The organism is Aliikangiella coralliicola, assembly GCF_007004725.1.
Classification (GTDB): domain Bacteria; phylum Pseudomonadota; class Gammaproteobacteria; order Enterobacterales; family Kangiellaceae; genus Aliikangiella; species Aliikangiella coralliicola.
On the sequence record NZ_ML660167.1, the window covers coordinates 377,574 to 390,842 of the forward strand.

Sequence of the window (13,269 nt, forward strand, 5' to 3'; positions counted from 1 at the left end):
CTCCTACTAGAAATATAATATTTGTTATTAATCTTTTCGCCGGCGCGAGCTGTTTTTACTAGCCCACGATTTGTAAACTCTAAATAACTTACTGACTCGACAAGCCCATTACCACAGCAGTATTAATCAAGTGATCAACACCTAAATATTCTGTAAACAAACTGCCGTATTTACACCACCGAAGCCCATACTTAAGTTAATTGCATTTTTAATATTGTGTTTGGTCCCTGGTTGCTTCACCCAGTTGTAGGTTTCCTCAATCGGGTTATCTAAATTTCTCGTGGGGTGAAGTTTCCCCGCTTTCATTTGCATTAGCGTTGCAATGATTTCGACAGTTCCAGCGGCACTCAAACCATGACCGATAATCGATTTGGTTGCATTAAGATATGCATGATTTAACTCACAGTGACGGATTGCTTTAAGCTCGGTTTCATCACCGATGGTCGAACCCGTTCCATGGGGATTGATATAGTCAATTTCCCCGGGTGATAGCTGCGCTTGCTCTAGTGCTTTTTTGATCGCATTTACTTCACCTTCAAAGGAAGGGTTGGGATTTCTGTTTCCATCCATTCCCATGGCTGTACCCGCCAGTCGTGCATAAGGGTTGATGTCTCGCTTTGTTGCCGAATCAATACTTTCTATTACAACCACACCACAAGATTCACCAAAAATAAATCCATCGCGGTCTTGGTCAAAAGGACGAGCCGCCAACGCGGGTTCATTGGCAAATCTGTCTGATCCCATTGCGCCTAAAGTGCGAAAGCCCTGACATTCCCAATACGAGAGATCCATAAGCGCGCCAATCGCAATACAAACGTCAACTTGTCCAGACTTGACTGCCTCAACCGCTTGCACCACACTGACCTGTCCACTGGCGGAAGCGCCGCCTAATGTGAAAGCAAACCCTCTTATTCCAAATATTTCGGTGCAGAGTCCACATAAATCACTATCCATGTATGACATGGCATAGGTCGGTCGTAGAAATTCTGTTCGGTTGTGATAAGTCTGATGGGTTTGGCTCAATTCGCGTTGTTGAAAATTAGAACCGCCGACAATCAAACCAATTCGGTCAGGAGGAACTTCATTTAACTTCGCTTCGTTCCAAGCTTCATCTAACGACGTTAATGCAACTTGCGCTGACAGCGAAGCGGTTCGTAGCAAGCTTTTTGGAATAGACTCAGGAATTAACAATGATTCAATTTCAGCGCCGAGAAAAGCGGTCGTTTGCTCATCATTCGTTGATGATGGAGCAACCGGCTCCTCAGTAGATGACAACTTAGCCTGGCGACCGGGACGTTGCATTACATTAAATTTATGTTGGCCTTCCAGCAACGCGGCGCTAAAAGCAGACTTCCCTTGTCCGATTGCTGAAGTAACACCGACTCCCGATATAACGATTTCTTGTTGATTATAATTTTTCATGAATGATGTCAGCTAACTCACCAATATTTTCGGCTCTGGCAATTACAATTAACGGAATGTTTAACGATAGAGATTCTAAAGTCATCATAACAATTTCTGACCGATCGATTGAATTCGCTCCCAGATCTTTCAATGCATCGTCATATTTAAACGGATGATCTTGTAACTTCGGAATAACTTCTTTCGCGTGGTTAGTAATAATTTCAAAAATGTCTTCTTTATTCATAATATGCTAACTCCTGATATTTATAATTTGCATTCTGTTTATCGCGAACGAACTTCCTCTGAGGTAGTTTCGCTAAATTGTTTTACAAGTAGGTTGGATTTTACAACCCAACACCACTGGTAGGCTTTAACACCAATGTTGGGTTTTACAACCCAACCTACAATTAGTTATTGAGCACCGAGATTCTAACTCAGTACATCAAGGATATTCGAAAAATGATCGAGCGCAATTTCTGGTTGAAAAATTGAAATTGATTCGCCGTAGTTATAGCCATAAGTTAGACCGATACTTTCCATACTTATAGCTTTCGCTGCAAGGATATCATTTTTCGAATCACCAATCATCAAACATTGTTGCACGCTAACAGACAATTGCTGACAAACGTAGTTTAACTGCGCAGGATCTGGTTTCTTTTTAGCAAGCGTATCACCAGCAACAACCAATTCAAATATTTCGTTCAGCTTGAAACTCTTGAGTATTGGTGTAACAAACTGTTCAGGCTTATTGGTAACAATCGTTAACTTATAGCCTCTGTCTTTTAACCTCTGCAATGTTTCTCGCACGCCTTCATACAATTGTGTCTCATTGCAAACATTTGCCTGATAAAACTGTAGAAAACGTTCTAACGCCCTATCAACATATCCCGCATCCAGCTCGGGAGAAATTTCAATCGAGCCGGACAATGCTCTTTGAACCAGTGTTTTTGCGCCGTTACCAACCCAGCTGCGAACAACCTCTTGTGAAAACTCTGGCATTTGTAATTCAGCCAACATCAAATTGGCAGCCAACGCCAAGTCGGGCGCGCTATCAATTAAGGTTCCGTCCAGGTCGAACAGTAGTACTTTTTTACCCTTAAAAGCGACTTTATCCTTAAAAGCGACTCTCTTTTCCGAGCTTTCAGGCGTAACCATTCTCTGTGCTTCCTCGGAAAATTCGATTTCATTATTACTCAACTTCAATTGATTTATCCTTTTGAAAACTTGCCAACAACCTATACTAAGTATTTAATTTCCAGCGACTTCGCAGCTTTTCATTAATCAGGGCATTGGCGAAAGTCTGGTTATTGGCAAATTTTCTTTAGTTAACGAGCCATTCCGCAATCTCTAAATGATATGAATTCTCTTTAGTGATCGCGTCAAACCTGTTCCTTGAAAACGTCTTCTGCCATGCAGTAACGCATTATTGTCGACCATTACATAATCACCTTTCTGCCAACGGTGATCATAAAAATATCGCGACTGGTAACACCAATCAATGATTTGTTTTAACAGTCGATCATTTTGCTCATCTTCAAAGCCTTTAATTGCCGTAACCACGGGATTAACGTCGGCATTATCCTCGTTAAATGGCTCGATAAACTGCATCCTTAGTTTTCCAGTTACTGGATGCTTGCTAACTAAAGGCGTTTCAATTGAACCTCCATAGTGCGCTTTTTTATCTGCCTGGTAGCTAATTACAATGTCTTTTATCATGTCCAGACTATCTTGCGGCAAAGAGTCGAGAAACTTAACGGTATTTAAAAAAGTGGTCTCCCCTCCGCCAGTTTCTGCGCTGCCATCTAAACACTGAAAAAAATTAAAACGCGGCTCAACTGAAGCGAAGGCCCCGTCCCAGTGTAACTCGACTCTTCCTTCACTGAATATGTGATTTTGCGGGTTTTGTTTTAGTTGTAACTCAAGTACGTAACCAAAATCCCACTTGAGCAGCTCGCCGAACTGTCGCGCAAAGTCACACATTTTTTCATTTGATAATGCCTCAAAACCTCGTAATATGATAAAACTTTCGTCGAGTATTAGCTTTTGCAACTCGTTCTTATCGAGATCAAAAAGCGAATCTCCGTTGTCAGCCTCTAGTACCATACCGAAAGGAGTCTCTGGGATAAAATTTTCTGTAGCTAAACTCAAGATATTCTCCCAGGTAATCTTTCAAAATAACTCGGTTGGCCATCAATATAAACTAAAGCACAATCCAGTTTTTCTGCTTCCGCGCGTGGCAGCAATGATTCTTTACCCTTATCTTTAACAACAACCGAGTGCCAGGGAGTTGTCCAAACGTCGTTTTCACCGATCATGGAAATACCAATTTTCTCCGAGACCAGATATTGCGGGTGTATCGATAATCGCAAACTATTGGGAAATTCTTTTTTCAATAATCGTCCCCAGGCGTTACTACGTTGAATAACTCGATAAGCAGCAACTCTAGCTTTTCGCTGTATGGCTGTTCGGCTATGGTTACTAAATTCCTCTACCCCTTGATAATCTTCAAACATGAACTTGGTGATCCCTTTGTACATCGTAGACGCTTCCCGCTGTTCTTTGATGCGTTTGCGCAAAGAAGTTAATGGTTCACCATAACTAATCATCAATTCCTCACGTAACGAAGAGTAGTCTTCAAACCTGTCGTAAACATCTTCAAGATTGTAAAAAGAGATGTGCTCAGACAGATGTTTTTCTGCATAAGCGCGGATCCCTTTAGCGTACTCGCTAATATGTTCATCTGGTACGTAAATAATATCGGCAAACACTCGTCCGTCAGAACAAATAATAATTTTTGCACCAGGCTCGTAAATCGCCTCGATTTCCCGGCACAACTCAACCAAATTCCTCATCGCCGAAAATTCACCATAGTCAGGTAAATGACTGAGCGTCTTACTGCGATTTGGAGACTTACCCGGAAATGCAGGCAGTATCATTTCAATTGGTTTGTTTTGTTCAACATAATTAATAACTTTATCGATATGTGGTGCTATTTGCTTTGCAAATTCAACGTCTTCTTGTTCCTTTAGCAACCGTCGCCGCGCAAAGATAAGTTCAATTATCCGAGTGGCGATCTCATAAGCTGGTTGCAATTTTTCCGCAGTCGTTAATTTTGAATTCATAAATATTTTCCTTAGCAATTAAGTGACAACTATCGATTATCCTCAATCATTCCATCTAATAATAATTATTATAATAAGGGAGAATTTTTGACATTCTACCCTGATAAAATTTCAAAATTGTTATCGGACTTTTTTCTAAATTACGTGCTTCGATGTTTATTTTATTGTTTGGTAATGCCTGTCGTTTAGTAACATCTCTTGTTTAGTAACATCTATTATTTAATATGCTTGTTGTAAAATTGTTCCTTTTAAAAAGTGTTTAATGTATTAATGTTTGCGATGTAAATTTATGTTGTATGAATATTTACACCTACTGCCCAAAAAATGCCTCGATGCGATCTTTCACTTCCGGCTGATGAAATGTCTTATCGTGCATAATGACTTCTTGCTCAATAATCTCTGGAAGTTTTTCTCGCAACGGAGCGACCAGGTGATCTTTTAACGTGACCAACGACACTCTAGGTTTTTCGGCCAATGTCTTTGCCAGGTCAAGGGCATAATCCATCACCTCGCTCCTGGGTAAAACCGGAAAAGGAATACCGCGCTGTTGCAGTTCTCCGCCTCGATAAGTTTTAGCGGCCAGCAACATTTCTTCAGCTAGTCCAATTCCCAGTTTTTGCGGGAGGATAAAAGTTGCCCCCATGCCCGGAGTAAAACCATATTTCATAAAGTTGGTCGTATAAACGCTCTCTCGACTCAATATTACAAAGTCGGCAAATAATCCCATCACAAAACCACCGCCAATACCATGTCCCTGCATTGCTGAGATTACCGGAATCGGGCAGTTTAACGCCAGGCTATAAAGATCGGTGTCACTGAACTTACCCTTTCCATCAGAAAGATAAAGTAACGCTTCTTGTGTGCCACCGCTAGCAAAATAGCTATCAAAACCGGTTAAGATAACAACCTTATATTGAAGCTGATTCTTTATCGTTTCAAAGGCTTCAATTAGTCCTTGAGTCAATGCATCTGAAAAAGTGTTTTTATTCACTTTATCCTGCATCTTAATCTGAATGATTCCTTCATCCACTTCTGTCAGTTCAATTACCTGGTCAGACATAAAACTTTTCTCACTTAACCCTTTTGCAAAACACAATTATTTTCTGGCGTTTGATACAAGCCTTTAATTAGAAAATACCAGATCTCAATCACCCTCCCAGGGAAATTGACCCGTTGTTACATAACGGGTGATCTTGGCTAAATTTTCTTTATCGGAAAACACTTCGATATTTGCCGCTAATGCTTTTGACTTAGAATCAGCTAACCCGTTATCAAGTGCATTCATATACCGTTTGTAACGAGCCACGCCAGATTTACTCAGGCGTCGCAACCTTAACAGATGTTTGCGCAATAAATTTTCGCTTTTTTCTTCGCAAGCATCTACTAAGCCCCACTCCATAGCTTGTTCCGCTGAAATCGGCTGAGTTAGCAGCGTCATATAATTGGATTTTGTAAATCCCATACGACGAATTAAAAACGGCAAAACACACGCAGGCATTAAACCGAAAAGTAACTCTGACAAACTATAAACGGCCTGTCGTTCACTCAGCACCACATCACAAGCAGCGACAAAACCGATGCCGCCTGCGTTGGCTTTTCCCCTCACATGGGCGATAGTGATGTATGGACCGGAAGCTAATTTGAGCCACAAGTCGTATAAAGGTTCCGGGTTTTGTTCTTGGCTGCTCTCTTGTTCAACACTTTGTTGTAGGCCTTGAAAGTCGGCGCCGAAACAAAATACTTCCGGCAAACCTTCTAACACAACAATCTTTGCCGCCGTGTCACAATGATCTAAAACCTGACTGAACTCTTCGATCAAACGGTCGTTGATTGTGTTGTTTGCATCAGGTCGGTAAATCTGAATAAAACAGATATCTTCTTCAAACCTGACTCGAAGCGTTTCATAGGCTGCCGTGTCCATTAAGATACCCATTCGTACTCCCGATGAAATTCTTTGATTTCTTTCAAAAACAATACTTCTTTACCTTGTGCACTGCGAGCTTGCGGGATAAAGCTAGAATCTAAAACAACGTTACGAGTACCAAACTTTACTGCGTTACTGCCGATTAAAAGATTGTCGTATTCTTCCATTGTTAATTCATGTCTTTTGTCGAACTGCTCGCTAATTTTCATGGCATGTAATCTTTCCTGACCTTCTTTACCAATAACGCCACTGAAGAATTCTGAACAACAGCCTGAGCCGTAAGAAAAAACGCCAACCCGCTGTGGCGTTTCGAACCGACCGTTGTCGATGGTGCTGGCCAAGGCGAGTGCGGTAGTTGCTCCCATAATGTTGCCGACACGTTGACAATAATTCATACCAGGCATTACTCGTCGCTCAAAGTCTTCCTCAATCGCCTGCGGCTTAGATTTAATTAATTTACGCATCATATTACGATGAGCCCCCTTTACCATGCCGCCGAAAGGTGTGTGATAGGCTAAATAAGTAAAGCTTTCAGCAAAGTCAGCACCTTCAACGCGTTTTTTATATTCTAAGAATGCGTTCTCACAGCAATCGAGATAAGACAGTAAAGACAAGTCCGAATCACCGGCATCGGTATCGGCAGTTGGTCGGCAGGTGTCCATGACTTCATATCCATAATAACCATTGGCGCCCACATCAACCTGGAATATGTATGGCTTATCACTGATCAACATGGCGACGGCACCGGAACCGCCGCTTGGCTCTGCAAAAGACCACTCGGCTGTTAATCCTTCGCCGCCTTCCTCATCCATAAATCGAGAAAGATCTGTGGCGATAACCAATACTTTCGCGCCAGGTGAAACTTGTGACAGGATAAAATTCACCGCATTTTGAATGCCGGCAACACCTGAGTAGCATGCATTTTTTAATTCAAACAAACGACAATTTCGATTTAATCCGAGTAAGTCGTGACAATAAGTACTCATCGATTTACCAAAGTCGAAAGAAGACTCGGTACAGGTAATGACCATTTCAATTCGATCTTTTTCTTCTGGACTTAGCGCATCAACAATTGGTTTGGCCGCATTTACCGCATAGGTAATGGGATCTTCATAAGGTAACGCGACAGTTTTTTCCTTCATCAATAAATTTTCGAAACGAGTTGTGTCCAGGTTACGGTGTTCTGCCAGCTTTTCTACATTTAAGTAGGCGGTGCCGGCGAATACATTCATGGCTTCAATTCCAGCTAATCTCATAAGTATTTCCTAATGTTTAAAGTTAAAAATATTTCTTACTAAAATTCGTCTGTAAAATTCAGGCGTTAAAATAGTGCTGCTCACTTCGCAGTATTTTTGTTTCTTACCTATTTTATGTTTTATAAATTAGCCCATTCGAAGGGCTAATTTAATTGGCTGCCAGTCTTTGATTTATCCGAAAAATATTCTGGAGAAAAACGACTTGCGGCCCACTATCGAAAATTAAACATCTTCGATTTATTTTGGCCGCTTCTTAAACGAAACGCGGCAAACGATTCTTTATCCCTGAATTGCAGGTAAATATTTTCCTGTAATACTTGCGAAAATATTCGCCCTGGTTGTCTTCCATAGGAATGACCAGGAAATATTCGAGTGTGGGGTTTAAGCACTCTTTTTAGATGATCGAGACTGGTATACATATCGTAAGCAGCCTCGGTGTCCGGGCAGATACCACAACCTTCGGCAAATAAAACATCACCAGTAAACAAATTATCCGAAATTTGATAACAAATGCAGCCCGGCGTATGTCCCGGCGTTAAAATCGGCTGAATTTTCATTTTGCCCACAATCCATGGAGACTCGTCAATTCCAACCAACTGGTCGGCTCGATAACCGGAAGCGTCGATTTCTTCGTGCGACATCCATATGGGGCAATTATATTTAGCCGCCAATGGTTTAGACAAATGAACATGGTCAAGGTGAGAATGCGTTAACAAGATACCACTCAATGTCGCTTGAGCGTCAGCTAGCGCCTGATCAACTTTTTCAATTTGCCAGGCAGGGTCCACCACAACCGCTTCACGGGTGATGGGATCAACCACAAGGTAATTGTAATTAATCATAAACTGATGCGACATTTTTAGCACAGTTACTTGCGGTGTCAGCTCCTTGTGCCTGAAATCTATAAAACTTCCATTCATTTCGATACTACCCAATTTATATGTAATGACTATTTTTTATTTAACCTGATTATCCTGTCAGATTTATTAGTTTCATTTTTACTAAATTTGTTTTTATTAATCTTGCTTTTTAATCTCAATCGTAGATTGAAAATTAGTTCTAAAGTGTTAACTCTTGCAAACTAAAACATTCCGATGAACATGTTTGGTGTTCCATTCAATTTTTAGCCTTCTGTGCTCAAATCAATCTTCCGTGCTCAAACCAATCTTCCGTCTCACGCATGAGACTTCGGTTAATGAATATCAACCCCGAAATGACGCACGCTTAATTTCGATAAGGCCACACTTGGTGGTGTCTAACCGGTTTCGGCCATTGTAATCTTCAATATTGAATTCATTATTACCGTTAATCTTGTACCTGCACTCCCCATACGTGAGCGTCAGCGACAATCTACATTTCACCCATGCAAACTTTGCCAGTCAATTTGAGTGCCTTTAACCCATAACTCGGCTAACTTTTCGGATTCGTTGGTTGCAATTAACTGCTTAATATAATCTTTACCGGCTTGGGTGTCGCCGATTTCGAGATTGTCGGCTGCACTTAGTTTAACACTACCTCGGTAAATTTTTCTATTATAAATCTTGCCTTTTTCTTGTAAAAAGCTATTCAACTGCTCGGTCCACTCGTCGAAAGAATCGGCGACAAAGACTAAACGCTCTTGCATTTCGGCTCGTCCGGTCTGTAAGGTATAGGCGACATTCTTTAACGTGGCGTGCTCATCCCGCAGGTTTTCGATATACGATGGAAATTGTGCCACATAATCAATCAGACTATCTTCGTTTTTAGCCGAAATGACCAAAAGCTGAGACTGGTTTTCGCCTTCACTTTCTTCTCCATCGACATCCACTATTGGTTGTTCGAACTCTTCAAGGATGACGTGTGCATTAACTCCACCGAAACCGAAACTACTCACACCAGCCGTTCTCGCCAGCCCTTCAGGTACTTCCCAGTCACTCTCGGTTTGGGCTATTTCAAACGGTGTTCCGCTCAAATCTATATACGGATTTAAATTTTCGCAATGCAGGCTTTTCGCTATCTTTTTATGTCGCATTTGCAAGATAACTTTAATCAGACCAACAACACCGGCGCCATATTCTAAATGTCCAATATTCGACTTAATACTGCCAAGTTTGCAGGTCTGCTCACCATTTTGCTCACCGTCGAGAAGTTCAGCTGCAACCGACTTAAGACCGTTAATTTCAACGGGATCGCCCAACTCAGTGCCCGTCCCATGACACTCAATGTAACTCACGCGGCTGAAGTCAATCCCCGCATCTTTAACTGCCTGTTTAATGACTGCGGCTTGTGACTTGGGATTCGGCGCAGTCAAAGAGTTGGTGCGCCCACCGTGATTTTCAGCTGACCCCTTCACCAAAGCATAAATAGTGTTGTTATCGCGTATTGCAGCTTTGAGCGGCTTAAGCATCAACATGCCTATTCCCTCTCCTCTCACATATCCGTTGGCTTTATCTGAAAATGTTTTGCAACGGCCGTCCTCACACAACATGCCTGATTTGGCGAAGCTGATGTAGCCATCGGGCGCCAGTAGCAAATTAACGCCGCCAGCAATCGCCTGCTCACATTGTCCTGAGCGAATAACTTCCACTGCGCGGTGTAACGCCACCAATGCACTACTACACGCGGTATCGATTGGATTACTTGGGCCGTGCCAATCCATTAGATAGCTAATACGGTTAGGGCCAACTGACGAAACGGTTCCTGTTGCCGAATAAGCTTCTATCGGCAATCCGTGAAGTAATGAGGAATAACCGCTAGGCCCGCAACCGATAAAGAGCCCGGTACTGTTACCTTTAATGTCGTCGCCACCACAACCGGCATTTTCGACGCATTCCCACACGTATTGCATCATTAAACGCTGCTCGGGGTTCATATACATGGCTTCTGCCGGAGAGATGCCGAAAAACAGGGAATCAAATTTATCCACATCATCGATAAATGATCCCCATTTACTAACGCCCGGATAGTCACGCCAGTCCCATCGATCCGATGGGATTTCACTGATCATGTCTTTCCCCTGATCAAGCATTTCCCAGAATTCATCTGGATTAGTGGCACCGGCAATTCGACAGCTCATACCAACAATCGCGATATCCTTATCGCTGTACCTGATGCTCGATTTATAAGATTTTTTGAATCCCTGGGCGAAAGCGCTAATTTTCAATGGGTCTGGTTGCTGCGAACTAGACTCTTTTTGCTTGCCTGGATCTGGCATTTTGCGCGAACTTTTAGCCCTTTTATCAGCCGGCTTTTTATTACCGTTCAATGCCAATTTTTTCGCCATCTCATCACCGTGTTTATTCGCCAGGTATTGGCTGAACAATTCCATGTTGGTGGCTTCGAACATCACTGTCGGCATCAGGTTTAAGTCAAAATGAGTGTTAAAACGATTAACAAAACTAGATAGCAAAATCGAGTCAAAACCAAATACCGCCCAGTCTGCAGTATCATCTAACTGGTTGGGGCGAAGTTTAAGATGCTCGGCGGTCTGTAACCTGACTTCTTGCAGAATTTCCTTGCTCAACTTACTAGTTTCAATCCCCGATTCGTCTTCCTCGCCATTTTTCTGCTGTTGTTTTTGTAGCTGAGTCTTTTCATTTTTATTCGATTCAGACGGCTTAGATTCAAACAGCGTTGCTATCGATTTTTTCTGGCCGTACACAACGACTAATTGCTGATGCTCACTGGCAATAATCTGCTTTAATGCAGTGACCCCCTCCTCGGTGGGTAGCGGTTTAATTTTATAGACCTGCAATAAATTTTGCGTGGTCGCCTCGTCAATTTTCATACCACCGCTTTCCCAAAGAGGCCAGTTAATGCTGATACTTTTACCCTGGCGTTGTCCGCTCTCAACCTGTCGTGCTCGCTCCTGAATGTAGGCGTCCATAAAACCATTGGCAGCAGCATAATCTATCTGCCCTGCATTACCGAGAGTGCCGGCAATGGATGACAAGGCAATAAAAAAGTCCAGTTTATAACTAGCGGTCGCTTCGTCCAGATTAGCAAGACCTTTAACCTTGGGCGCTAATACAGGTGCTATTTCATCCTTCGATTTTTTATGGATAAAATTATCGCGGATAATCCCCGACCCGTGAATGACACCGCTAATGTCTGGGTATTTCGAAATCACGGCAGCAACATCCTTATCTTTCGAAATATCGCAACGCACATAATCCACTTTGGCGCCTAAATCCTCTAGTTGCTGAATGGAAGCTCGCGATGAAGAATCTAACTCGCTTCTCCCCACCAGAATTAAGTGATTGCCCTGACTATTTTTAGCAATGTCTTGTGCGAAAATTAATCCTAGCCCACCGAGACCGCCGGTAATTAAAACCGTTTTACTATCTGGCCAATTGTAGGTTGTTGTACCAGGCAATTTTTGTGTACTGTAAGTGAGCGTCTTTAGTTGGTCGCCGACTTTCATGCGATAACTAATTTTTGGATATTCTAGCGAAACCGTTTTTAACTGTGCAATGATCCCTTGCCATTCAGGTTTATCTGCCGGGATATGTACCTCAATTACGTGCCCTTCAGTTTTATCATTAATTAGTTTTTGCGACACATCAAAAACCGATTTAACCAGATTGTCATAGTCCGTTGAGTCACTAATGACGGTAACATTCTGACTGTGTTCTTCTGAAGCAAATTTGTCTTTCTCATCGCTTGATGTGTTCCATTCAGGTTTGTAGAAAACCAGTTGATCTTGTTGAGCATTGAGGTCAATTTCTCGCGTGAGAAAACCATTGATAATGACCTTAATTTCACCGGATTCATCACTGACGGTATAGTCCAGCCCCTCCTCCGTCTTAACCACATGCACATACATCTCATCAACAAGCGGCGCGAAAACCTGCGTTTTCATTACCGCAAACGGAACCACGTTAGCTTCTTCATTACTCGACAAAGCAACGCCACCCTGAATAACACTGTCCAGCATGCCTGGGTCCATCGCCATGCCTCGGCTACTCGAACCGGGAATCGATAACTTTACTAATGCACAACCGTCGCCGAGTTTGATTAACTCTACACCACGATGACTGGGTCCCAAATTCACTTCTCTGTTTTTGAACCCGGTATAAAATTGTTGTTTAGTCGGCCCGGACGCGGCACAATCTTGATTAAGCGTATCCAGGTCAAGGTAAGGTTGCTCTGGTCTCTCTATAATTTGCGCTTTACTTTGAAAGTGGACACCTAATTCCGTACTAACTTCAACCCCAAATTCTCCTGCAGCACCAGGGTAAACTTTGACTTCAAGGGAACACTTTTTAGTTACCACCAGAGCGTTAACAAAAATACTGTCACTTAACACAATCATATGCTTGTCACTCAGTGACACAGAAGCGGCAACCGCAGCTCTGGATATTTCCAGGTACGCCATTCCAGGCAGAATTTTTTTCCCTTGAATAATATGGTCCGCTAAAAAGGCTTCATTGCCTGTAAAGACAGAATTAAACACGCCAACAGGATAATCTTTTGCTGTTGATTGTGATGCTGCATTTGTCATTTATCGATCCCGTAAAATCTTATATGTTTGTGTTATTGATCTCGTGCTGCTTTCAGTCTTAATGACCTAAAATCCCTGGGG

The 13,269-nt window shown here is 42.3% G+C and carries 10 protein-coding genes; all 10 read right to left on the reverse strand.

The genetic code is table 11. The features are described 5' to 3' along the window. Positions 1-141: 141 nt before the first annotated feature. The 10 genes from FLL46_RS18955 to FLL46_RS19000 all read right to left on the reverse strand — a co-directional run bounded on the left by FLL46_RS18955 (position 142) and on the right by FLL46_RS19000 (position 13,188). Positions 142-1,422, reverse strand: coding sequence for a beta-ketoacyl synthase N-terminal-like domain-containing protein (locus FLL46_RS18955; protein ID WP_142932911.1), 1,281 nt, complete (start codon positions 1,420-1,422; stop codon positions 142-144). Then, the gene (locus FLL46_RS18960; protein ID WP_142932912.1) at positions 1,409-1,648 is read right to left on the reverse strand and encodes an acyl carrier protein; all 240 of its coding nucleotides are present in this window, start codon (positions 1,646-1,648) and stop codon (positions 1,409-1,411) included. The genes FLL46_RS18955 and FLL46_RS18960 overlap by 14 nt, the downstream gene beginning before the upstream one ends. Before the next feature lie 185 nt (positions 1,649-1,833). Beyond that, positions 1,834-2,607: a phosphoglycolate phosphatase gene (locus FLL46_RS18965; RefSeq protein WP_246119354.1), complete on the reverse strand. Its 774-nt coding sequence runs from the start codon at positions 2,605-2,607 to the stop codon at positions 1,834-1,836. Between the two features lie 144 nt (positions 2,608-2,751). Further along, entirely contained in the window at positions 2,752-3,552 is an 801-nt protein-coding gene (locus FLL46_RS18970) for a TauD/TfdA dioxygenase family protein (RefSeq protein WP_142932913.1), read from the reverse strand. Continuing rightward, the gene (locus tag FLL46_RS18975; RefSeq protein ID WP_142932914.1) at positions 3,549-4,526 is read right to left on the reverse strand and encodes an L-tyrosine/L-tryptophan isonitrile synthase family protein; all 978 of its coding nucleotides are present in this window, start codon (positions 4,524-4,526) and stop codon (positions 3,549-3,551) included. Before FLL46_RS18975 ends, FLL46_RS18970 begins: the two co-directional genes overlap by 4 nt. Positions 4,527-4,836: 310 nt before the next feature. Then, the gene (locus tag FLL46_RS18980; protein WP_142932915.1) at positions 4,837-5,586 is read right to left on the reverse strand and encodes a polyketide synthase; all 750 of its coding nucleotides are present in this window, start codon (positions 5,584-5,586) and stop codon (positions 4,837-4,839) included. Positions 5,587-5,670: 84 nt separating this feature from the next. Next, positions 5,671-6,459: an enoyl-CoA hydratase/isomerase gene (locus FLL46_RS18985; RefSeq protein ID WP_142932916.1), complete on the reverse strand. Its 789-nt coding sequence runs from the start codon at positions 6,457-6,459 to the stop codon at positions 5,671-5,673. Beyond that, positions 6,447-7,706, reverse strand: a complete 1,260-nt coding sequence (locus FLL46_RS18990) for a hydroxymethylglutaryl-CoA synthase family protein (protein ID WP_142932917.1) — start codon at positions 7,704-7,706, stop codon at positions 6,447-6,449. Before FLL46_RS18990 ends, FLL46_RS18985 begins: the two co-directional genes overlap by 13 nt. 212 nt (positions 7,707-7,918) lie before the next feature. After that, entirely contained in the window at positions 7,919-8,626 is a 708-nt protein-coding gene (locus FLL46_RS18995; RefSeq protein WP_142932918.1) for an MBL fold metallo-hydrolase, read from the reverse strand. Between the two features lie 437 nt (positions 8,627-9,063). After that, entirely contained in the window at positions 9,064-13,188 is a 4,125-nt protein-coding gene (locus tag FLL46_RS19000) for an SDR family NAD(P)-dependent oxidoreductase (RefSeq protein WP_142932919.1), read from the reverse strand. Positions 13,189-13,269 lie beyond the last annotated feature (81 nt).